We start from the raw sequence: 23,251 nt of genomic DNA, 5'->3' as shown, positions 1-23,251 counted from the left end.
TCTTCTGGATCAAATCAAGCGCGAGAAGGGCGTTTGGTGGATGCCTTGGCAGTAAGAGGCGATGAAGGACGTGATACTCTGCGATAAGTCATGGGGAGCCGAGAATAGGCTTTGATCCATGAATTTCCGAATGGGGCAACCCACCTGACAGTTCGATATAATTGCCTTCGGGCAGCCTATATCTTGCTGAAACAGGTACTTATTACCTGAATACATAGGGTTTTAAGAGCAAACCCGGGGAACTGAAACATCTAAGTACCCGGAGGAAAGGACATCAATTGATACTCCCCTAGTAGCGGCGAGCGAACGGGGACCAGCCGAGCCGTGAATGTGGCCAGAACGATCTGGAAAGATCGACCATAGTGGGTGACAGTCCCGTATGGGAAGCATGATCGGACGTATTAAGTAGGGCGGGACACGTGAAATCCTGTCTGAAGATCGGGGGACCACCCTCGAAGGCTAAGTACTCCTTACTGACCGATAGCGAACCAGTACCGTGAGGGAAAGGTGAAAAGCACCCCGACGAGGGGAGTGAAACAGTACCTGAAACCGAACGCCTACAATCAGTCGGAGCTTGACTGGACTCTAATGACAATCCCTGCGCACCACGCTATGCCTGCTGGAAACAGCTGAAAGGGCAGTAGCATGGATGGCGCATTGGCAGTTCTCTTCCTCGTGGCCGGTCTGACCGACATGGGGGTGAACCACTGCGGAACCGGATGCCTGGCGGAAAGCCAGCAAGAACAGCGCATTGCGCTGAGTTTCGGTGACGTACAGTTCAACGGGAACTCGATCAGCGAAGAGGTCTATCTGAAGTATGACTCCGGGCGAACCTATGGGCCGTTCCAACCAGCAGCCGGCGTTTCCGTAACCGGAGATGGCGACGCGTGGATCGGTCTGGGGGCAACCTGGACCGGCCAATTCGCAAGTGATCGTGCCTATGTGCAGCTCTCACTTCTCCCCGGCCTCTACAGCCGCGGAGATGGGCCGGACCTTGGCCACGCGATCGAGTTTCGATCGGGTGTCGAGGTCGGTTACCAATCGCGGAAGGGGATCCGCTACGGCATCTCCTACGACCATCGGTCGAACGCGGAATTGTCGAATATCAACCCAGGTCTGGAAACCCTGCAATTCAGGATTTCCATGCCCTTCTAGGTTGTCATTAGTGTCCAGTCTTGTGACGGCGTACCTTTTGTATAATGGGTCATCGACTTGGTCTATCTAGCAAGCTTAAGCCGTTAGGTGTAGGCGCAGCGAAAGCGAGTCTTAATAGGGCGTCGAGTTAGATGGATCAGACCCGAAACCGAGTGATCTAGGCATGACCAGGATGAAGGTACGGTAACACGTACTGGAGGTCCGAACCCACACCTGTTGAAAAAGGTCGGGATGAGTTGTGCCTAGGGGTGAAAGGCCAATCAAACTCGGAGATAGCTGGTTCTCCGCGAAATCTATTTAGGTAGAGCGTCATCCGAATACCCCGGGGGGTAGAGCACTGGATGGGTAATGGGGCCCCACAGGCTTACTGATCCTAACCAAACTCCGAATACCCGGGAGTACTAGATGGCAGACACACTGCGGGTGCTAACGCCCGTAGTGGAGAGGGAAACAACCCTGACCTCCAGCTAAGGCCCCCAATTCATGGCTAAGTGGGAAAGCAGGTGGGACGACCAAAACAACCAGGAGGTTGGCTTAGAAGCAGCCATCCTTTAAAGATAGCGTAACAGCTCACTGGTCTAAACAAGTTGTCCTGCGGCGAAGATGTAACGGGGCTCAAGCCATGAGCCGAAGCTGAGGATGCCGTAAGGCATGGTAGCGGAGCGTAGTGTGACATAATTCCATTCCTCCTTAGTCCCCTCCGGGGGGCGTTGGAGGAGCGGAGTTTTCTGTGAAGCCGGCGCGTAAGCGATCCGGTGGAGAGATCACTAGCGAGAATGATGACATGAGTAGCGACAAACAGGGTGAGAGACCCTGTCGCCGAAAGTCCAAGGGTTCCTGCTTAAAGCTAATCTGAGCAGGGTAAGCCGACCCCTAAGGCGAGGCCGAAAGGCGTAGTCGATGGGAATCAGGTTAATATTCCTGAGCCAGAGAGATGTGACGGATCGTGAAGGTTGTTCACCCTTATCGGATTGGGTGGGCCGCTGATCGGTCCCTGGAAATAGCCTCTCATTGGATCGTACCCTAAACCGACACAGGTGGACTGGTAGAGAATACCAAGGCGCTTGAGAGAACGATGTTGAAGGAACTCGGCAAAATACTCCCGTAAGTTCGCGAGAAGGGAGCCCGGGTTCAAGGCAACTTGGATCTGGGGGCACAAACCAGGGGGTGGCGACTGTTTACTAAAAACACAGGGCTCTGCGAAGTCGCAAGACGACGTATAGGGTCTGACGCCTGCCCGGTGCCGGAAGGTTAAAAGGAGGAGTGCAAGCTCCGAATTGAAGCCCCGGTAAACGGCGGCCGTAACTATAACGGTCCTAAGGTAGCGAAATTCCTTGTCGGGTAAGTTCCGACCTGCACGAATGGCGTAACGACTTCCCCGCTGTCTCCAACATCGACTCAGCGAAATTGAATTGCCTGTCAAGATGCAGGCTTCCCGCGGTTAGACGGAAAGACCCCGTGCACCTTTACTACAGCTTCACACTGGCATCAGGCACAACATGTGCAGGATAGGTGGTAGGCTTCGAAACCGGGACGCCAGTCTCGGTGGAGCCATCCTTGAGATACCACCCTTGTTCTGCTTGATGTCTAACCGCGATCCCTTATCGGGTTCCGGGACCCTGTGTGGCGGGTAGTTTGACTGGGGCGGTCGCCTCCTAAAGCGTAACGGAGGCGCGCGAAGGTTGGCTCAGAGCGGTCGGAAATCGCTCGTTGAGTGCAATGGCAGAAGCCAGCCTGACTGCGAGACTGACAAGTCGAGCAGAGTCGAAAGACGGCCATAGTGATCCGGTGGTCCCGAGTGGAAGGGCCATCGCTCAACGGATAAAAGGTACGCCGGGGATAACAGGCTGATACTGCCCAAGAGTCCATATCGACGGCAGTGTTTGGCACCTCGATGTCGGCTCATCTCATCCTGGGGCTGGAGCAGGTCCCAAGGGTACGGCTGTTCGCCGTTTAAAGAGGTACGTGAGCTGGGTTTAGAACGTCGTGAGACAGTTCGGTCCCTATCTGCCGTGGGTGTAGGATACTTGAGAGGAGTTGCCCCTAGTACGAGAGGACCGGGGTGAACGATCCACTGGTGGACCTGTTGTCGTGCCAACGGCAGTGCAGGGTAGCTATGATCGGACAGGATAACCGCTGAAGGCATCTAAGCGGGAAGCCCCCCTCAAAACAAGGTATCCCCGAGGGCCGTGGTAGACCACCACGTCGATAGGCCGGAGATGTAAGTGCAGCAATGCATTCAGTTGACCGGTACTAATTGCCCGATAGGCTTGATTTGATCCAGTAGAAGCCAGAAAGCTCTACTCAAAAGTCAACACCCAGACTTGGACAACAATTGATGTTTCTTCCTCGGTCTGGTGGTCATAGCGCGAGCAAAACACCCAGCCCCATCCCGAACCTGGCCGTTAAGTGCCGTAGCGCTGATGGTACTGCGTCTCAAGACGTGGGAGAGTAAGTCGCCGCCAGACCTAGCAAGAAACATCAAAAAGATTTCTCTCTATAACGATGAAAAAAACCGATCAGGACAAAATTGACGCGGGATGGAGCAGCCCGGTAGCTCGTCAGGCTCATAACCTGAAGGTCGTAGGTTCAAATCCTACTCCCGCAACCAAAAATCAGACAGATCCCGTCGCCACGCCAACCCGTCGCGGCGGGTTTTTCGTGTCCATACGTCCAAAAACAACGAAAACACCTAAACTGCTTAGAGGCATTGCAAAATGCAGTGTGAATGCCCCATCACAGGGGAGAAAAGGGGCAGTGGTCACATGAAGTCAGCGTTTCTGACAATGGTCTGGAAAGAAGAGTTCTTTCTTCGTCTTTGGGTGCAGTATTATGGTGGTCTGGTGGGCCGTCGGAACCTCTATGTGATCAGCCATGGCGCTGATGCACGTACTGCCGAGATCGCGAAAGGCTGCAACCTGATCGTCATTCCGCGCGATCCGCCGGATGCACATTTTGATGATACGCGGTGGGCGCTGTTGTCGGATGTGGCTAGTGGGCTGGTGCGGATCTTTGATCGCGTCGTGGTCGGCGATGTGGACGAATTGATGGTCAACCTGGCCCCTGACCAGTCGCTCCTCGATCGGCTGGAGGCTGTGCAAGGGTCGATCACCGCGCCGGCGGGTTATGAACTTTTTCCGCAGGATGACGCGCTGATCGACGAAGACCGCCCGTTTCTACAACAATGTTTCAAGGGCGTGTTGAGCGGTACTTATTCCAAGCCTTGCATTCTGACAGAACCGGCGCGGATTTCGGCGGGAGGGCATGGTAGTGCGACTTGGCCGCAGATCGACCCGATGCTCGCGTTGTTGCATCTGCGGTTTCTCAACACCCGCGAGCAGGTCACACGCCGGGCGCAACGCAAAGCGATCGCGGACCAGGCGACGGCGGGAAGCGACCGCGACCAGGGCGCATTTCTGCGCGGATGGCGCCGGGCAGAGCAGATCCGCGACAAGATCGCCCACCAGTTCAACAGCGCCCCGGAAATCTCTTCGGCCGAGGCGCCGGGCCGGGTTGGCGCGATCCTGGATGATGCACGGCAGCGAAAGAATGGCATCCATTCGTTCAATCTGCGCAAGGTGCGCGAAAACGATGTCCGACTGGTGCTGGATCCAAGGCTGCGCGATCTGTTCTGAGGGCGTCGGCGCCAGTCAGCCTTGTTCGGCGGCGACCGTGGATTTTGTGCCGTTGCGGGCGGGTTCGATGCGGAACCGGACGTCGGCGGGATGCAGCGGTTGCTTGCAGGCCGAACAGACCATGGCGGGGTTCAACGGCGCGCCAGTGTCGCGGTCGAACAATTCCAGCGGGGGCCCTTCGGGTGTGGCATACCAGCGGTCCCCCCACCGCATCAGCATGACCAGAACCGGATAATAGTCGACCCCGGCTTCGGTCAGGCGGTATTCATAGCGCGGCGGTTGGCTGGAATAGAGCTGTTTGCGGATCATTCCGATATCGCTCAGCGATTGCAGGCGATCCACCAGGATGTTGGTCGCGATGCCAGCGTCCTTCTGGATCTGGTCATAGCGCCGCTCTCCGGTGAAGATCGCGCGCAGGACGAGGGAAGACCAGCGATCCCCCAACACCCGCAGAATCACGTCCAGCAGATTGGCCTGCGTACCATGGTGGCTGCCACGTGGTTTGTGTCGACGGTTGTGTTGCGGAGTGATCCAGCCCATGCCCGGCCCATGCTGCCATGTGACGCTGCGGGCGGTGAAGGCCTGCCCGGTGGCGAGGCTCAGGGGGACGGCGCTGATTTCGGTGGCGCCGCAGGTGACATGCTCCATCCGGACTGCGAACTTGGCCGAGTCGCCGGCCCATTTCTCTTCCCATCGTAGCATGGCCAGGGCCAACCCATAGAGATCACGGCCCTTCTCCGTCAGGATGTATTCATAGCGCGGCGGCCGCTCGCAATAGAGCCGCTTGACCAGGATATCGGCGGCGGTGAGGTGTTGCAGCCGTTGGCTGAGCTGCGCTTTCAGCAGGCCGGTGCGTTTGCGGAACCCTTCAAACCTGCGTTCGCCCAGCCAGAAGGCTTGCAGGATCAGCATGGTCGGCACGTCCCCGACGTCGTCAAGCGCCCGCCAGATCGAACAGCTGCGAACCAGTTTTGCGGTATCTATCGGGTTTGACTTCATCGGCACTCTTTCCATCAACTTCGTACCGTTAGCAGACCTACTTGGGGGGATCTAGGCGGAAAACCGGGATCAGCCTCTGTGGATACACGGGTACAAGAATTGATCTTGCGTGGTTTCCAAAAAGATGGTTTCAAAATGCAAGCCGCTAGAGGGGGCGGCGCCGGACGGGAGGAAAGCCATGACAAAGATGGAGCATGTCGGTCACCAGGCGGCGGAGCGGTCCGCACGACATCAGGTGTATCGCGATCGCGGGTGGTGGACGGGGCAAACTCTGGATGCCGCCTTTGACGCCATGGTCGCGCTGGATCCCGATGCGCCCGGCGTGATTGATCCGCCCGATTGCGCCGTGTTGATGGGGCGCTCCGCCGCGCGCTGGACCCTGCGGGAGATGTCCAATGCGGCGCGGAACCTTGCCGCGCAACTGGCGGCGCAGGGGATCGGGCGCGGCGACGTGGTGCTGGTGCAACTGCCCAACACGGCAGAACTGGTGACCATGTACCTGGCGCTGTCGCGGCTGGGCGCGGTGATCAGCCCTGTGCCGATGCCCTATCGCCATCACGAGATCGCCGACATCCTGCGCGAGCTGGACGTGCGTGCCATCGTCGCGTGCCGGACGTTCCGGGGACAGGACATGGCGGCAGAGCTTCGGCCGTTGGTGGCCGCGCCGGTCCGCGTCCTGGGCTTTGGCGGCGCGGCGGACGGGGGGCTGGCCCTTGATACCACGGCGCCCGTGACGCCGGTGGTCGCCGCCGGGGACGGCGCGGCCATCTTTACCATCTGCTGGACCTCCGGCACCACCGGCGCGCCAAAGGGGGTGCCGCGCAGCCATGATCATTGGTTTTCCCAGACCCTCGCCGTGGAAGAGGCGATCACGCTGACGCCGGGGGAGTCGATGTTGAACCCCTTTCCGCTGACCAACATGGCGGCGCTGTCCAGCTTTCTGTTTCTGTGGGTGCGGGCACGAACTTGTTTCGTGCTGCACCATCCTTTTGACCTGAAGGCCTACCTGGGCCAGCTGGTGGCGGAGAAGATCGCCTTTACCGCCGCGCCGCCGGCGATCCTGAACATGCTGCTGCAGAACGAGGCGCTGCGCGATCAGGTGGACCTTTCCCATGTCCGTTACATCGCCTCCGGCTCTGCGCCGCTGGACCCCTGGATGGTGCGCGGCATGCGGGAGGTTTTCGAGGTGGACGTGGTGAATTTCTTCGGCTCCAACGAAGGGGTGGCACTGGTGGGTGGCCCGGCCGCGGTACCCGACCCGGAACAGCGCGCCACCCTGTTCCCCCGTCCCGGCGCGGAATTTCCCGGCCGGTTCGGCGCGCGGTTCGAAACCCGGTTGGTCGATTTCACCGCTGACGACCGGGAGATCACGCAACCCGGCACGGTGGGCGAATTGCTGATCCGGGGGCCCAATGTCTTTGACGGGTACCTGAACGGCCGGGACCGGGAATCCTTTGACGCCCTTGGATTTTTCCGCACCGGCGACCTGTTCGAAATCGCCGGGGGCGGTGACATGGCGCGGTTCTACCGGTTTCGCGGACGTCGCAAGGAGCTGATCATTCGCGGCGGCATGAACATCTCGCCCGAGGAGCTGGACAGCCTGATCAACGCCCACCCCGACGTGCAGGAGGCTGCGACCTGCGGCTACCCCGACCGTGTGATGGGTGAAAAGGTCTGTGTTTTCGCGGTGCCCCGTTCGGGCGCTGTGCTGACGCTGGCCGGGATCACCGAATTCCTGGAGAGGCAGGGTGTGGCGAAGTTCAAGTGGCCCGAGCGGTTGGAGCCGATCGACCAGCTGCCGCGCAACCCGCTGAACAAGGTGCTGCGGCGCGATCTGGCCGCCCGGCTGAGTGACATGAGCGAACCGGCCGCGCCGGCCAAGAGGGGAACGTGATGAGAAAACCGAGGATCATTCAATGGGGCACCGGCTCCATGGGGCGGACGACGATCCGGCGGATATTGGACCGCGATGATGTCGAACTGGTGGGTGCCTATGTCACCAATCCCGACAAGGTCGGGCGCGACGTGGGGGAGATCGTCAAACGTCCCGCCACCGGCATCATCGCCACCAATGATATCGACCAGATCCTGGCGCTGGATGCGGATGTGGTGCTGCATACCTCGCAGATCAGTGTGCCCTATGCGGGGCAGAATGCCGATGTCATCCGCCTGCTGGAAAGCGGCAAGAACGTGATTTCGCCCAATGGCTACAATCGCCCGGATTACCACGGGCCGGACTATGCCGAACCGCTGCGCAACGCGGCGATCAAGGGCGGCGCCACGTTGGCCGGCATCGGGCTTAACCCCGGTTTCATCGTTGAGCGGATCGCCCTGTCGCTGGCCGGGCTGGTCGGCGGAAGGACGGACATGCGGGTCTACGAGGTGGTCGATGCCTCCAACGCGCCATCGCCGGGACTGGTGTTCAACGCCATGGGATTTGGCTCGGACCCGGCGGTTTCGGACCTGCGGCAAGGGCCGGTGGCGGAACTGTATGATACCTATTTCGCCGAGATCTTCGACTATGTCGCCGAGAAGCTGGGCACGCGGATCACCGAGATCACGCCCCTGCACGAACTCACCCTGGCACCGCATGACATTGCCATCCGTGTCGGTACCATCGCCAAGGGAACCGTTGCTGCGACGACGTGGAAGTGGCGCGCGGGCTTTGCGGACGGGTCGGGGATGTTGCTGTCGATCCTGTGGACCTCCTCCCACGAACTGCATGGCGAGGACGCCGCCGCCCATTGGGTCATCGAGATCGACGGCCGCCCCGGCGTGCGCGCCACGGTCGAGCTGCTGGACGAGAATCCGGAGGCCCCGCCGGCGAAACCGGCGATGGATGCGATGGCCGTGCTGCTGCTGAACGCGGTACCGCATGTGATGGCCGCCGGTCCCGGATTCTGGGATCTGCCGGCAATCCTGCCCGCCCGGCGGGAGGTGGCACCATGACGGGCACCGCGACAGGGTCGGGGGTCGTGCCGATGTTCGACCTTGCGGGCAAGGTGGCGCTGGTCACCGGGGGCAATGGCGGCATCGGCCTGGGCATGGCGCGGGGATTGGCGCAGGCCGGGGCAGACGTGGTTATCTGGGGTCAGAACCCGGACAAGACCGCCCGCGCGGAGGCCGAACTGACCGCCCTGGGCGGGCGCGTCCAGGCGCGGCGTGTCGACGTGACCGATGAACAGGCGGTGAACGAAGGTGTCGCCGCCGCGCTGGCCGAATTCGGGCGGCTGGATTTCGTCGCCGCCAATGCCGGGACGGGCGCCGGCGGTGGGCCGTTCCACGATATCACGCAATCGGACTGGCGCGCGCTGATGACTGTCAACCTGGATTCCGTGATGTGGCTGTTCCGCGCCGCCTGTCGGCACATGACCGACCGTGCGGCGGCGGGCGATCCGGGCGGCTCCTTGCTGGTATCGTCCTCCATCGCGGCGCTGAACTCGCCGCCGATGAACCAGGCCTATGCCGCGTCGAAGGCCGGGGTGATCGCGATGATCAAGAGTATCGCGGTGGAATACGGCCGTCACGGCATCCGCGCCAACGCGGTTTTGCCGGGCTTTGTCCGTTCGGACCTGTCGCAAGCCTTGCAGGAGGCCGAGAAATTCAACGACCGCGTGATCCGCGGGCGCGTCCCCCTGGGCCGTTGGGGCGAGCCGGAGGATTTCGCCGGGTTGGCGGTCTACCTGGCCTCCGACATGTCGCGGTTCCACACCGGCGATGCGCTGGTTCTGGACGGGGCGCTGACCATCACCTGACGGGCGCTGCGGCGCAGCAGGTACGAAATCGCAATTCACGCGACGCGGGGCCGCGAGGCTCCGCCGACTGCTGTGCTGCGCCTCTTGGGCGGCCTGCCCCGGAGGAATATCGGAGTTACAGGGCAACTGGTAATAAACTCAATGCGTTGCACGTGAAACATTTGCGGCAACCCCGTTCGAGTGGGTCACGCAAGCAGGGCAAATATTTTCAACCCTGGCTCGAATATGTAACTTGCGAATTAAAACCAACCAACCTAGGCTGATGCCAAGAGGAGAGGCCGAATCCGGGAGGGCACATCATGGATGGCAAGCTGACAGATCTGGAACCCGTGCGTATCGAAGCGGGCGAACTGACCGGCGAGAACACGCTGAACCCTTATCTTCAGGGGTTCTACGAAGGCACCAACCGGGAGACGACCGCCCTGGACCTTGAGGTCATCGGCGAGATCCCCAAAGACCTGCACGGCGGCTATTACCGCAACGGTCCCAACCCCGTCCGCGCGCCCAGCGACATGCACCATTGGTTCGACGGCGACGGGATGCTGCACGGCATCCTGTTCGAGGACGGCAAGGCGCAATACCGCAACCGGTTTGTCCGCACCGATGATTTCATCGCCGAGCAGAACGGCACGCTGGAAGCCGGGGGCGTCATGCTGCCCGCCCACCGCAACCGCCCGGACAAGGTCTACAAGGATACGGCCAACACCGACGTGATCATGCACAACGGCCAGCTGATGGCGCTGTGGTATGTCTCGGGTACGCCGGTGCGCGTCGACCCGGTGACCTTGGACACGATCGGCAACGAGAGCTTTGGCGGCAAGCTGCCGCGCAACGTCTCCGCGCATTCCAAGGTGGACCCCGAGACCGGCGAATTCGTCTTTTTCGACTATTCGCTGTACGAGCCCTGGATGTCCTTCGGCGTGGTGAACGCCAAGAACGAGCTGACGAATTTCCAGCGCGTCGAACTGCCCGGTCCGCGCCTGCCCCACGACATGGGCCTGACGAAGAACTACGCCATCCTGCATGATCTGCCGGTGATCTTCTCCGAAAGCGGGATGCGCAAATCCATGTGGAACATCACCAATTCCGGCGAACCTGCCCGGTTTGGCGTGGTGCCCCGCAACGGGACCGGCGATCAGATCCGCTGGTTCGAGACAGAGCCGTGCTACATCTACCACGTCATCAACTCCTGGGAGGAGGGCGACGAGGTCATCATGGCGGCCTGCAAGATGGTGCCCAACGGCCTGGCCAAGGATCCCAAATACGGCCCCTACGCGGCGCATGTGAACGTCATGGCGTTGCACGCGGTGCCGGTGGAATGGCGCATGAACATGCGCACCGGCGAGATCAAGATGCGCCAGCTGGACGACCGGATCGGTGAATTCCCGGTGATCAACCTGGATTACGCCGCCAAGAAGACGCGCTGGTCCTACCATGTCTCCATGGCGCCGACGGATCTGCAGAAATTCGACGGCATGATCAAATATGACCTGATCACCGGCGACGCGGTCGAACACAAGTACGAACCGGGGGTCTATGGTTCCGAGCCGGCCTTTGCGCCGCGCATCGGCGCCAAGGGGGAGGATGACGGCTATGTCGTCGTCTTCGTCACCGACGAGGCCTCGCGCACGTCGGAGGCACGGATCATCGACGCCCGCAATTTCGATGCCGGACCGGTGGCGCGGGTGCTGTTGCCGGCGCGGGTGCCGGCCGGGTTCCACGGCACCTGGGTGCGTGGCGATCAACTGGTGGCCTGATGGACGTTCTCATCTACGAGGCCCTGCGCGGGCCGCGCGGCAAGGCGCGGCCTGACGGCGGGCTTGCATCCGCAACGCCGCAGGGGCTGGTGGCCGATCTGGCCTCCGGCATCGCCGACCGCACCGGCGCCGCACCCGATCCCTGCGCCCTGGTTCTGGGCGCGGTCGGGCAGGTGGGCGCCCAGGGTGGCAACATCGCACAGGTGGCCAAGCTGGCCGCCGGGCTTCCCGCGCGCACGGCCACGATCAGCGTGAACAATTTCTGCGTCTCCGGCCTGACGGCGGTGGGGCAGGCGGCGGCGATGGTGCAGGCGGGGACAGCCCGCAGCGCCCTGGCCGGCGGGGTCGAGATGATGTCCCGCGTGCCCTTCATGGGCGACCGGGCGGAGTATTACACCGACGACAGCTTTGCGCCGCCGCAACGCTACATCCCCGTGGCCTTGGCCGCCGACCGGCTGGCCGCGCGGCGCGATGTCACAAGGGCGGAACTGGATGCCGCCGCCCTGACCTCGGGCCAGCGGGCTGTCGCGGCGGAGGGGACGGCGCTGACGGCCTCCCGATTGGCGCTGAACGGGCTGGAGCGGGAGGAATGCCTGCGCCCCGTCACCGCCGAGGGGCTGGCCGGGCTGGAGCCTGTGTTCGGCCCCCTGGCCGAACAATACCGCGATGCGCTGGGCGACGAGGAATTCGCGCCGATCCACACGCTGGCCCATGCGCCGGCCACTTCGGACGGGGCCGCGCTGGCGCTGATGGGCGCACCGGGCGCGGTGGAGGCCGCACCACGGGCCCGCATCCTGGCCTGGGCCGAGACGGGGGGCGATATCGGCGCCTCGCTGACCGCCGGGGTGGACGCGATGGACCAGGTGCTGGAGCGTGCCGGACTGCGGCTACAGGACATGGACCGGATCGAGTTCATGGAGGCCTTTGCCGTCACCCAGGCGCTGTTCCTGCGCGACCGCGCCCCCGATCCCGACCGCGTGAACGTGGGCGGTGGCCATCTGGCCAAGGGGCATCCGCTGGGCGCCTCGGGCGCCATTCTGCTGTCCTCGCTGCTGGATGCGCTGGACGCCTGCCAGGGCCGTCTGGGGCTGGTGGTGGCCACCGGCGCCCAGGGTGCTGGCAGCGCCATGATCGTCGAACGACTGAACCGAGGGTGACAATGACCAACTGCCAAGAGACCGCCGCCCAGCCCGCCGACCTGATCGCGCGCCACGCGCCGCTGCTGGACCGGGCCATCGCGGCCACCGAAACCCGCGAAGCCTGGAGCCCGTTCCGCGACAGCCCGTCTTCCAAGATCCACGGGGCGGAGAAACCGGCGGCGGGCAAGGCCGCCTTTGCCGCGCGGCGCGACACGCGGTTCACCATCGATCAGCCGGGTATCACCGGCTGGGTGGGGGCTGAGGTCTCGCCCTTCACGCAGCAGCCGCTGGGCATCACCTATCCGCGATCCGACCCGCAGGCGCTGATCGCCGCGGCCCAGGCCGCACAGCCCGCCTGGGCCGCCGCCGATCCCGAACTGCGGCTGGCGCTTTGCGTGGAGATCGCGCAGCGCATGTACGACCGCAACTTCGAAATGGCCCATGCCGTCATGCATGTGGCGGGGCAAAGCTATACCCAGGCGTTCAGCGGATCGGGCCCCAATGCGCTGGATCGCGGGATCGAGGCGCTGGCCTATGCCGCCCGCGCCATGCGCGCGGTCAGCCCCGATGGCACCTACCATCGCGATTTCGCCGGCCAGCCCGTGGCGCTTGAGAAACGCTTTACCCTGGTGCCGCGCGGGCTGGGGCTGGTGATCTGCTGTGCCTCTTTCCCGACGTGGAATGCCTATCCCTCGATGTTCGCCAGCCTGGCCACGGGCAACCCGGTGATCGTCAAACCGCATCCCATTGCCATCCTGCCCATGGCCCTGGTGGTGGAAACCGCCCGCGCCGTTCTGGCGGAATTCGGGTTCGATCCCAACCTGGTCACCCTGGCCGCCGACACGCCCGAGGCCCCCGTGGCCGGAGCCTTCGTCGCGGATCCGGCGGTGCAGATCATCGATTTCACCGGCAGCCCGCGCTATGGCAGCCATCTGGAACAGACCGTGGTGGGCAAGCTTCTGTACACCGAAACCGCCGGGGTGAATTCCGTGGTGGTGGAGTCGGTTGACGATCTGGACGACGCAGCGCGGGCCATCGCGCGGGCCAGCTGCCTGTTCTCGGCCCAGATGTGCACCAGCCCGCAGGTGATCTATGTCCCGCGCGAGGGCATCGCGACGGCGGCGGGCCACGCCGGTTTCGACACGGTGGCGCAGGCGATCGTGGCCCAGGTGGATGCCATCGCCGATCAGCCCGCACAGGCGGCGGGTATCATGGGGGCGGTGCAGGGGCAGGTCAGCCTGGATGTCGTCACCGACGCGACGGCAGAAGCCGCGCGCCGCGACCTGCGCGTCCTGCGCCCGGCCGCGCCCTATGATCATCCCGATTTCCCCGAGGCGCGCACCATGACGCCGCTGATCCTGGCGGTGACCCCGGCGGAGGTCGATCTTTACGCGGAGGAACGGTTTGGCCCCGTTCTCTATATCGTGGCCGCCGACAGCGGAGAGGCCGCCGTGGCCGAAGCGACCGAGCTGGCGCGCACCCGTGGCACGATCTCCTGCTATCTCTATTCCACGGATGCGGCGTTTCTGGATGCGGCAGAGCCGCGCTACCTGGCCGCCGGGGCGAATCTGTCGATCAACCTGACCGGGGCGATGTGGATCAACTTTGCCGCCGCCTACAGCGATTACCACGTCACCGGGCTGAACCCTGCGGGCAATGCCTGCCTGACGGATCTGGCCTTTGTCGCCTCGCGGTTCCGCATCGTGCAGAACCGCCGCCCCGCCCGCGTGGAAATCGCCGCGCAATGACGACGGGCGTGCATATCATCGGCGCGGCGATGTCGCGGTTCGGCAAGCGCCCGCAGGACAGCGTTAAAACGCTGACTGCCCAGGTGGTGGCCGAGGTGCTGCAGGACGCGGGCATCGGCGCCGAGGCGCTGGATGCGGCGTGGTTTTCCAACACCCGCCAGCAGATGCTGGAGGGGCAGAACACCATCCGCGGCCAGATCGCCCTGCGTGCGGCGGGGGTGCATGGGCTGCCGGTGACCAATGTGGAAAACGCCTGTGCCTCCGGCTCGACCGGGGTGTGGGGCGCCATGGCCGCCATCCGGGCGGGAATGGCCGATGTGGCGTTGGTGGTGGGCGCGGAAAAGATGGTGTTTCCGGACCGTCCCGACCAGGTCGCCGCCGCCTTTGCCGGAGGCACGGATGTGCATGACCGCGCCGGGGTGATCGACTACATCCGCAGCATCGGCGGCGAGGATCCGGGCCCGGGGCGAAGCCTGTTCATGGATCTGTATGCCGCGCAGGCGCGCCGCCATATGGCGCAATACGGCACCACCCAGGCGGATTTCGCCCGTGTCGCGGCCAAGAACCACACCCATGGGTCGCAGAACTGTCGGGCGCAGTATCGCACGCCCTTCTCTCTGGATCAGGTGCTGGCGGACAAGCCGATCGTCGATCCCTTTACCCGCGCGATGTGCGCCCCCGTGAGCGATGGCGCGGCGGCGCTGGTTCTGTGTTCCGACGCGGCGCTGGCCCGGCTGGGCGCGGCCCGGTCCGTGCGGCTGCGCGCCTGTGCGCTGGTCTCCACCACGCCGCGCGATGCGGCGGCATTCGATCAGCATATCGGCCGCCGCGCGGCGCAGCAGGCCTATGAGGCCGCCGGGCTGGGGCCCGAGGATATCGACCTTGCGGAGGTTCACGATGCCACCGCCTATGCCGAGATCCAGCAGGTGGAGAACCTGGGCCTGGCCGCGCCGGGCGGGGCCGTCGCGCGGCTGGCGGCGGGGGATTTCACGCTGGGCGGGCGTGTGCCGGTGAATCCCTCCGGCGGGCTTCTGGCCAAGGGGCATCCCGTGGGCGCCACGGGGCTGGCGCAGCTGTTCGAGCTGACAACCCAGCTGCGCGGAGAGGCAGGCCCCCGTCAGGTCAGCGGCGCGCGCATCGGGGTTGCGGAAAACGGCGGCGGCTTTCTGGGCGTCGAAGAAGGGGCCACCGCGGTCACCATTCTGGAGGGGCAGGCATGACGGGCCACCCGATAGACACGCTATATGAGGGAATGCCGGCCAAGGCCGCGCGCCTGGCGATCACCGATGGCGATACCCGCATGACCCATGGCGCGCTGATCGCCGCGGTCGAGGATGCCGCCCGCCTGCTGGCCGCGCGGCTGGCGCCGGGCGCGCGGGTCGGGCTGTGCGCCGCGAATTCCTGGCAGAACATTGTGGCCTATCTTGCGATCCTGCGCTGTGGCGCCGTCTGGGTGCCCCTGAACCCGCGCAATGGCGCGGGGCTGAACGGCGATCTGCGGGCACGGGCCGGCCTGGCACTGGTGATCTGCGATGCCCCCTCGCGCGCGGCGCTGGGCCAGGGCGATGGCCCCGTTCTGGCGCTGGAGGATCTGATCGCCACCCGTCCAGATCCCGCCGCTGCCCTGCCTGCGCCGAACCGCGATCCGGGGGCGACCTGCGCGATCAAGTTCACCGGCGGCTCTACCGGGGTGCCCAAGGGGGTGGTGCAGACCAACCGCAGCGCGCTGCGGGCGCTGGCGTCGATCCGCTGGTTCTACGAGTTGACAGATGCGGATGTGAACCTGGTGGCGGCCCCGCTGTCGCATGGGGCGTCGCATTACGTGCTGCCGATCCTGGCGGCGGGCGGGCAACATGTCGTGTTGCGCCATCCCGGCCGGGCCGAGATCCTGAAGGCGCTGCGTGGCGGGGTCAGCACTGTGTTCCTGCCGCCCACCCTGATCCATCTGCTGATGGAGGAGGCGGAGTTCACCCCCGCCGATTTCCCCGCTCTGCGGCATGTCACCTATTCCGCCGCGCCGATGGCGCCGGAGGCGATCGGCCGCGCCATCGACAGGTTCGGCCCGGTGCTGTCCACGCTCTATGGCCAGACAGAGGCCCCGATGGCCATTGCCGGACTGCGTCCGGCGCAGATGGCGCAGCCGGAGCTGCGCGCCGCCGTCGGCTTTGCCTTTCCCGACACGCCGCTGGCGGTACTGACGGAGAGCGGAGAGATCGCCACCCGCGATGCCACGGGCGAGGTTCTGGCTGGCGGTGACCTGGCGGCCACGCGCTATCTGGACGATCCCGACCAGACCGCCGCCGCGCGCCATGACGGCTGGCTGAAGACCGGGGATATCGGCCGCATCGACAGCAGCGGCGCGCTGTTCCTGGTGGGCCGCGCCAAGGACATGATCATCACCGGCGGGTACAACGTCTACCTCGCGGAGGTGGAGCGGGCGCTGGCCGATCACCCCGCTGTCAGCGAGGCCTGTGCCTTTGGCGTTGACGATCCCGTCTGGGGCGAAAGGCTGGAGGCTGCGGTGGTCATGGATGCCACCCGCTGCGACGCGGACAGTTTGCGCGCCCATGTGCGGCAGGCCATCGGCCCCGTCCGCACCCCCAAGGCGCTGCACCTGCTGGAGGCTTTTCCCCGCAATCCCGTGGGCAAGGTGGTGCGCCGTGACGTGATCGCCGCCACCCGCGCCCGCCAGACGGAGGCCGCGACATGACGGGCCATTTCACCGATCAACTGCGCCTGCCCGTGGTCTGCGCACCGATGTTCCTGGTCTCCGGACCCGAACTGGTGATCGCCGCCTGCAAGGCCGGGATCGCGGGCGCCTTTCCCACGACGAACGCCCGCACCACCGCCGATCTGGATGCGTGGATGGGCACGATCACCGGCGCGCTGCGCCCCGGCGACGGGCCATGGATCGCCAACCTGATCACCCATTCCACCAATGCCGCGCTGCCCGATCACCTGGCATTGATCGCGGAATACAAGCCGCCGGTGGTGATCACGGCACTGGGCTCGCCCCGGCCGGTGATGGAAGTGGTGAAATCCTATGGCGGGCAGGTGGTGGCCGATGTCGTCAACCTGAAGCTGGCGCGCAAGGCGGCGGATGCGGGGGTGGACGGCATGGCCTGTATCAGCGCGGGTGCGGGCGGACATACCGGGCACCTGTCGCCCTTTGCCTTCATTTCTGCCATCCGCGACTTCTTTGACGGGCTGATCGCCGTGGGCGGCGGGATTTCCGACGGGGCGGGGGTGGCCGGGGCGATCGCGGCGGGGGCCGATGCCGTCTACATGGGCACCCGGTTCCTGCCCACCCGCGAAAGCCGCGCGCAGCAGGGGTACAAGGACATGGTGATCGCGGCCGGGGCGGATGACCTGGTGGTCTCCGATGCGATCACGGGCACGCCTGCCTCCTGGCTGCGCGACAGCCTGCGGGCGGGCGGCTATGATCCGGATGCGCCCGGCGCTGCGGTGGCTCGGAACTATTCGGGCGAACAGGCCAGGCGCTGGCGCGATATCTGGGCCGCCGGTCAGGGCGTCGGCCGCAGCCGCGAGGAAGAGCCGGTGGCCCAGGTGGTCGAGACGCTGGCCCGCGAATACGCCGCCGCCGCCGCACGGTTCCAGGCGCTGACGGGGCCGGCGCGCCCCGCCGCAAAGACCAGCGACCGCCGCAAGGCATATTCCGCCTGAGCGGTGGACATCCCGCGACCGGCCCGCAGCAGACGGGCGGCGCGGCACAGGGAGAGGACGAACATGCCATTGGACACCATCTTGCAGGTGGCGCTGGACGGGATATCCGTCGGTGCGATCTACGCCCTGGTCGGGTTGGGCTTTGTCCTGACCTACAAATCGGCCGAAGTGATCAACTTCGCCCTGGGCGATCTGCTGATGTTCGCCTGCTTTGTTGGCTGGACCCTGTCGGTGCCGCTGGGCCTGCCGCTGTGGCTGGCGCTGATCCTGGCCATCGCGGCGACCGGGCTGATGGGCGGGCTGATCAATCACACGGTGATGGAGCGCATCGTCGGCCAACCGCAATTCGCGCAGGTTCTGCTGACCATCGGGATCTCCTTCGTGCTGCGCGGTGGCGTCTTCCTGATCTGGGGCGTCGATCAGCGCACGCTGGACAGCCTGGTGCCCGACCGCAGCCTGGGGTTCCTGGGCCTGTCGATCCGCACCGGGCATTTGCAGATCCTGGTGGTGACGCTGGCGCTGGTGGCGGCGCTGTACCTGTTCTTCCGTCGGACACGCGCCGGGTTGGCGATGACGGCGGTGGCCGAAAACCAGCTGGCCGCCTACCTGATGGCGATCCCGGTGCGGCGCTACATCTCTCTGGTCTGGGTGATGTCGGCCGCCGTGGCCGGGGCCGCGGGCCTGATGCTGGCACCGATGCTGCTGGTGGACATCAACCTGTGGACCGTGGTGATCAAGGGGCTGATCGTGGCCGTGATCGGCGGGTTCCATTCGATCCCCGGCGCGCTGCTGGGCGGGTTGCTGATCGGACAGATCGAACAATTCTCCGGCGTCTTCCTGGACAGTGAACTGAGTGAACTGTGCGTCTACGCCACGTTCTTTGTCCTGCTGGCCCTGTTCCCGCGCGGGTTGATGGGCGCCGGCCAGATGAAGCGGGTGTAACGCGATGTATTTCGATTTCCGCACTTCCTACACACAGGACATCCGCCTGTTCCGCCGGACCGAGAACAAGGCGATGGCCGCCGTGGCGCTGGTCGCGCTGCTGGCCGCGCCGCTGGTGCTGCCGACCTTCTACCTGACCGAAAGCGCAAGCGTGATGATCTTTGCCATCATCGTGGTCGGCTTCATGATGGCGGCGGGGATGGCGGGCCTGATCTCGCTGGGTCATGCGGCCTTTGTCGGGATCGGCGGCTATACCCAGGCGGTGGCGCTGTCGCATGGGGTGCCGATGCTGGGCGCGCTGGCGCTGGCCACGGCGATCACCGGGCTGGCCGGGCTGATCCTGGGCGTGCTGTCGCTGCGCCTGTCGGGGCTGTATCTGGGCATCGCCACGCTGATCTTCGGGCTGGCCATCGAACATGTCTTTGTCGTCTGGGACGCGGTGACGGGCGGACCTGCCGGGCTGCTGGTGCCCGATCCGCAGCTGTTCGGCGTGGTGCTGACAGGGCCGGTGGCCTTTTACTACCTGTGCCTGGCCGCGCTGCTGGCTGTCATTCTGGTCTGCGTGAACCTGATGCGCTCGGCCTCGGGGCGGGCCCTGATCGCGATCCGCGACAGTGAGCCGGCGGCGCAATCGCTGGGGGTGAACCTGCTGCGGCTGAAGCTGCTGGCGGTGACCATGTCCGCCGCGATCACCGGGCTGGGCGGTGCCTTCTTTGCCCATCGCATCGTCTATCTGACCCCTGAAGGGTTCAACCTGATGCTCTCGCTACAGATCGTTCTGGCGGCGGTGATTGGCGGGCTGGGCAGCATCTCGGGCGCGGTGATGGGCGCGGTGCTGATCGGCTGGCTGCCGGAGATCACCTCGATCATCAAGTCGTGGCTGCCGCCGTCGCTGGCCTACCAGCCGGGGCCGGACCTGGTGATCTACGGCGGGCTGCTGGTGGTGTTCGTGATCTTCGAACCGCTGGGCCTTTACGGTCGCTGGCGCAAGGTTTCGGCCTGGCTGCGGACCTTCCCGCTGGACCGGCGCGAGACCTTCGCCCGCACCCGCAGCTACATGAAATCGGAGAGGGTGAAATGAGCTTGCTGCGTACCGAACGCATTTCGAAAAGCTTTGGCGGCGTGCACGCGCTGAAATCCATCGACCTCAGCGTCGAACGGGGCCATATCCATGCAATCATCGGCACCAACGGCGCGGGCAAGACCACGCTGATCAATGCGATCTCGGGCTTTTTCGCGCCCAGTTCCGGGCGGGTCACCTTTGACGGGCGCGACATCACCGGGCTGGCGCCCGACCGGGTGGCCCGCGCCGGAATCGCCCGGACCTTCCAGAACATCGAGCTGTTCGAACATGCCACCGTACTGGAGAACCTGCTGTTGGGTCGTTACCGGCACCGGCGGGTGAATCTGGTGCAGGAAATGCTGTTCCTGCCCGCCGTCCGGCGCGAGGCGCTGGCCGATCGCGCGGCGGTGGAAGAGGTGATCGATTACCTTGAACTGGGGCAATGGCGCGATCACGTGGTGGCGGGTCTGGCCTATGGCGTGCGCAAGCAGATCGAACTGGGCCGCGCCCTGGCGCTGCAACCCGACCTGCTGATCCTGGATGAACCGGCCTCTGGCCTGACGCCGGAGGAAACGGGCGAACTGGCCTATCTGCTGACCGACATGGTGCGCCATCGGAACATGACGATCCTGATGATCGAACATGACATGGGCCTTGTCGGCGGCGTGGCGGACCGGGTGCTGGCGATGAACACCGGCGCCGCCATTGCCGAGGGCACGGCGGCCGAGGTGCAATCGCATCCCGACGTGCTGGATTGCTACCTTGGTACACAGGCGGCATAGAGCATGAGCATCCTTTCAGCCACCAACCTTGAAACCTTCTACGGCCCGGTTCCGGCCCTGCGCGGTGTCAGCATCGCCGTCGATCCCGGCGAAATGGTCTGCGTGCTGGGCGCCAATGGCGCGGGCAAGACAACGCTGTTGAACTCCATTGCCGGGGTCGTCGAGCCGCGGTTCGGCACGGTGACCTTCGATGATCGTCCGTTGACCGGGCTGGGCCCGGACGCGGTGGCGGCGCAGGGGCTGGTCCTGTGCCCGGAAGGGCGGCAGATGTTCCCGTTCATGTCCGTCCGGGAGAACCTGGAGCTGGGCGCCTATCGCCGCCAGGCGCGCGCCAGCCGCACCCGCAACCTGGACCGGGTGCTGCACTATTTCCCCCGTCTTGCCGAACGGATCGACAAGCCCGCCGGGATGCTGTCGGGCGGGGAACAGCAGATGGTGGCCATCGGTCGCGCCGTGATGGCGGAGCCGCGAATGCTGCTGCTGGACGAGCCGTCACTGGGCCTGAGCCCCCGGTTCGTGGAGATCATCTATTCCGTCCTGGCGGAGATCAACCGCGACAGCGGGCTGGCCATCCTGGTGGTGGAGCAGAACGCCTCCGTCGCGCTGGAGGCAACGACCAAGGGCTATGTGCTGGAACTGGGCCGGATCGTGATGGCCGACACCTGCGAGGTGCTGACACAAAGTGACGTGATCCGGGAAAGCTTCCTGGGTCACGGCGCGGTCGCGCCCGATGCGAAACGCTTCAGAAAGAAGAAGGTATGGCGCTAGAGACTTCGCAATTTCCCTCCCTCGTGCATTTCCTGAGGGCGCGCGCCGGTGACTGGCAAGGCCGTCCGGCCATGCGGCACAAGGATCTGGGCATCTGGAAGACGATCACCTGGGACGCGTACTACCGTCAGGTCTGCCAGGCCGCCGCCGCCTGCCACGCGCTGGGCATCGGGCCGGGCACGGCGTCCTCTGTCCTGTCGGAGAACCGGCCCGAATGGCTGATCGCCGATTTCGCCGCAATGATGTGTGGGGTGATGTCCTCGGGGATCTATCCGACGTCCTCGGCCGCGCAGGTGGGCTATCAGGTGTCGCATAGCGGCAGCGCGATCCTGTTCGTCGAAGGTGGGGAGCAATACGAGAAGTTGCAGGCCACGGATCCCGCTCAACTTGCCGGGCTGCGCCGCATCGTGATCTTCGACATGGACGGGCTGGACCGGTTGGAGGATCCCCGCGTCCTGCCGTGGGAGGATTTCCTGGCCCAGGGCGCCGAGCTGCTGGCCCGCGATCCCGGCCTGCCCGATCGCCTGCTGGACGGGCTGAGCGCCGATCACATCGCCATCCTGATCTATACCTCCGGCACCACGGGCGACCCCAAGGGGGCGATGATCAGCCATGCCAACATGCTGGCCCAGGTGCAGGCCTGGCACGAAAGCTACGACACAGGGCCGCGCGACCGTTCGGTCTGTTTCCTGCCGCTGTGCCACGTGGCCGAACGCTCGTTTTCGGCCTTCAGCCCGCTGGCTGACGGTATGATCATCCATTTCGTGGAAAGCATGTCGGCCCTGATGGAGAACATGCGCGAGGTAAAGCCGACGCTGATCTTTGCCCCGCCCCGCATCTTCGAGAAGGTGAATGCCACGCTGGAACTGGCGGTCAGCGAGGCCCGCCCCAGCAGCCGCCGCGTCTATGAGCTGGCGCGGCGCTGGATGCAGGCCGCCACCCCGCCCGCAGGCCGTGTGGCCGGGGCGCGGGTTCCGCCGCTTGCCCGGATCAAGGGCGCGATCGCCCGCCATCTTCTGCTGCGCAATGTGCTGCGGCTGATGGGCATGGGACAGGTCCGCTATGCCATGTCGGGTGCCGCGCCGGTGTCTCCCGATCTGATCGACTGGTATCGCGGGCTGGGCGTGAACCTGTTCGAACTGTACGGGATGACGGAAACCAGTGGCTCCCAGACCTGTCTGAACCTCGACGGGCCGCACCGTGCCGCCGGACCCTGTGTCCGGCTGGGCGAGATGCGCATCGGCCAGGCCGAGGAGATCCAGGTGCGTGGCCCGCATGTCTTTTGCGGGTATCTGAACGATCCGGAGAACACCGCCCGCACCATCGATCCGCAAGGCTGGCTGCTTACCGGCGATCAGGGAGAGATCGACGCGGACGGCAATCTGAAGATCATCGGACGGATCAAGGACGTGATGATCACCTCGGGCGGGAAGAACCTGACGCCCTCCAAGATCGAGACGATGATAAAGACCTCGCCCTATGTGACCGACGCGATGCTGATCGGTGACGGGCGGGCCTATGTCACGGCGCTGGTGATGATTGATTACGAAATGACGGCCCGGCACGCCCGCGACACGGGCCTGTCCTTTACCAACTATGCCGACCTGTGCCGGAACGACAAGGTGGCCGAGCTGATCGGCACGTGGATGGAGGAGGTCAACACCCGCCTGAACCAGGTGGAGAAGGTGAAGAAGTTCCGCGTCATCGACGTGGAACTGGACGCCGAGGACGAGGAACTGACGCCGACGATGAAACTGCGCCGCGCCAAGATCGAACAGCGCTACGGCGACGTGATCGAGGCGATGTACGCAAGATGATCTCAAG

Annotated in this window: 16 protein-coding genes, 1 tRNA gene and 2 rRNA genes; 18 read left to right on the top strand and 1 reads right to left on the bottom strand. The window is 64.5% G+C overall.

The annotated features are described in order from the left end of the window. The first annotated feature begins 12 nt into the window (after nucleotides 1-12). From G5A46_RS04550 to G5A46_RS04535, 4 genes are all read left to right on the top strand, one after another. Nucleotides 13-3,433: ribosomal RNA gene (locus G5A46_RS04550) — 23S ribosomal RNA — on the top strand. 75 nt (nucleotides 3,434-3,508) lie between these two features. Further along, nucleotides 3,509-3,623: ribosomal RNA gene (rrf, locus tag G5A46_RS04545) — 5S ribosomal RNA — on the top strand. Between the two features lie 66 nt (nucleotides 3,624-3,689). Next, nucleotides 3,690-3,766, top strand: a tRNA-Met gene (locus G5A46_RS04540). 154 nt (nucleotides 3,767-3,920) lie between these two features. Then, nucleotides 3,921-4,790: a hypothetical protein gene (locus G5A46_RS04535; RefSeq protein ID WP_163847720.1), complete on the top strand. Its 870-nt coding sequence runs from the start codon at nucleotides 3,921-3,923 to the stop codon at nucleotides 4,788-4,790. A gap of 15 nt (nucleotides 4,791-4,805) precedes the next feature. Here the strand turns inward: G5A46_RS04535 and G5A46_RS04530 are convergent, their stop codons facing one another. After that, entirely contained in the window at nucleotides 4,806-5,789 is a 984-nt protein-coding gene (locus tag G5A46_RS04530; RefSeq protein ID WP_204318691.1) for a winged helix-turn-helix transcriptional regulator, read from the bottom strand. Between the two features lie 178 nt (nucleotides 5,790-5,967). Here G5A46_RS04530 and G5A46_RS04525 point away from each other — a divergent pair, with 178 nt between their 5' ends. The 14 genes from G5A46_RS04525 (at nucleotide 5,968) to G5A46_RS04460 (ending at nucleotide 23,244) form a co-directional block, all read left to right on the top strand. Beyond that, nucleotides 5,968-7,683, top strand: coding sequence for a class I adenylate-forming enzyme family protein (locus tag G5A46_RS04525; protein ID WP_163847718.1), 1,716 nt, complete (start codon nucleotides 5,968-5,970; stop codon nucleotides 7,681-7,683). Continuing rightward, entirely contained in the window at nucleotides 7,683-8,738 is a 1,056-nt protein-coding gene (locus tag G5A46_RS04520) for an NAD(P)H-dependent amine dehydrogenase family protein (protein ID WP_163847716.1), read from the top strand. The genes G5A46_RS04525 and G5A46_RS04520 overlap by 1 nt, the downstream gene beginning before the upstream one ends. Then, entirely contained in the window at nucleotides 8,735-9,544 is an 810-nt protein-coding gene (locus tag G5A46_RS04515) for an SDR family NAD(P)-dependent oxidoreductase (protein WP_204318690.1), read from the top strand. The genes G5A46_RS04520 and G5A46_RS04515 overlap by 4 nt, the downstream gene beginning before the upstream one ends. Before the next feature lie 299 nt (nucleotides 9,545-9,843). Further along, nucleotides 9,844-11,301, top strand: coding sequence for a carotenoid oxygenase family protein (locus G5A46_RS04510; protein ID WP_204318689.1), 1,458 nt, complete (start codon nucleotides 9,844-9,846; stop codon nucleotides 11,299-11,301). Further along, nucleotides 11,301-12,458 carry a thiolase family protein gene (locus tag G5A46_RS04505; RefSeq protein WP_163847714.1) on the top strand — a complete coding sequence of 386 codons (1,158 nt, stop codon included), beginning with the start codon at nucleotides 11,301-11,303 and terminating at the stop codon, nucleotides 12,456-12,458. The genes G5A46_RS04510 and G5A46_RS04505 overlap by 1 nt, the downstream gene beginning before the upstream one ends. A gap of 2 nt (nucleotides 12,459-12,460) precedes the next feature. After that, on the top strand, nucleotides 12,461-14,188 hold the full coding sequence (paaN, locus tag G5A46_RS04500; protein WP_163847712.1) for a phenylacetic acid degradation protein PaaN: 1,728 nt from the start codon (nucleotides 12,461-12,463) through the stop codon (nucleotides 14,186-14,188). Further along, complete coding sequence (locus tag G5A46_RS04495; protein WP_163847710.1) at nucleotides 14,185-15,408, top strand: thiolase family protein; 1,224 nt, start codon at nucleotides 14,185-14,187, stop codon at nucleotides 15,406-15,408. The genes paaN and G5A46_RS04495 overlap by 4 nt, the downstream gene beginning before the upstream one ends. After that, nucleotides 15,405-16,898, top strand: coding sequence for a class I adenylate-forming enzyme family protein (locus G5A46_RS04490; RefSeq protein WP_163847708.1), 1,494 nt, complete (start codon nucleotides 15,405-15,407; stop codon nucleotides 16,896-16,898). Before G5A46_RS04495 ends, G5A46_RS04490 begins: the two co-directional genes overlap by 4 nt. After that, a complete protein-coding gene (locus G5A46_RS04485; RefSeq protein WP_204318688.1) occupies nucleotides 16,895-17,872 on the top strand; it encodes an NAD(P)H-dependent flavin oxidoreductase in 978 nt (325 codons plus the stop codon). The genes G5A46_RS04490 and G5A46_RS04485 overlap by 4 nt, the downstream gene beginning before the upstream one ends. A 63-nt stretch (nucleotides 17,873-17,935) precedes the next feature. Next, a complete protein-coding gene (locus G5A46_RS04480; protein ID WP_163847705.1) occupies nucleotides 17,936-18,814 on the top strand; it encodes a branched-chain amino acid ABC transporter permease in 879 nt (292 codons plus the stop codon). A 4-nt stretch (nucleotides 18,815-18,818) separates the two neighbouring features. Beyond that, nucleotides 18,819-19,895, top strand: coding sequence for a branched-chain amino acid ABC transporter permease (locus tag G5A46_RS04475; protein ID WP_163847703.1), 1,077 nt, complete (start codon nucleotides 18,819-18,821; stop codon nucleotides 19,893-19,895). Continuing rightward, on the top strand, nucleotides 19,892-20,659 hold the full coding sequence (locus G5A46_RS04470) for an ABC transporter ATP-binding protein (protein WP_163847701.1): 768 nt from the start codon (nucleotides 19,892-19,894) through the stop codon (nucleotides 20,657-20,659). The genes G5A46_RS04475 and G5A46_RS04470 overlap by 4 nt, the downstream gene beginning before the upstream one ends. A 3-nt stretch (nucleotides 20,660-20,662) precedes the next feature. Beyond that, nucleotides 20,663-21,427: an ABC transporter ATP-binding protein gene (locus tag G5A46_RS04465; RefSeq protein WP_163847699.1), complete on the top strand. Its 765-nt coding sequence runs from the start codon at nucleotides 20,663-20,665 to the stop codon at nucleotides 21,425-21,427. After that, on the top strand, nucleotides 21,418-23,244 hold the full coding sequence (locus G5A46_RS04460; RefSeq protein ID WP_163847697.1) for an AMP-dependent synthetase/ligase: 1,827 nt from the start codon (nucleotides 21,418-21,420) through the stop codon (nucleotides 23,242-23,244). Before G5A46_RS04465 ends, G5A46_RS04460 begins: the two co-directional genes overlap by 10 nt. The last annotated feature ends 7 nt before the right edge of the window (nucleotides 23,245-23,251 follow it).

Source organism: Pseudooceanicola aestuarii (genome assembly GCF_010614805.1).
Taxonomy (GTDB): domain Bacteria; phylum Pseudomonadota; class Alphaproteobacteria; order Rhodobacterales; family Rhodobacteraceae; genus Pseudooceanicola; species Pseudooceanicola aestuarii.
This window is presented reverse-complemented; position numbering and strand designations above follow the sequence as displayed.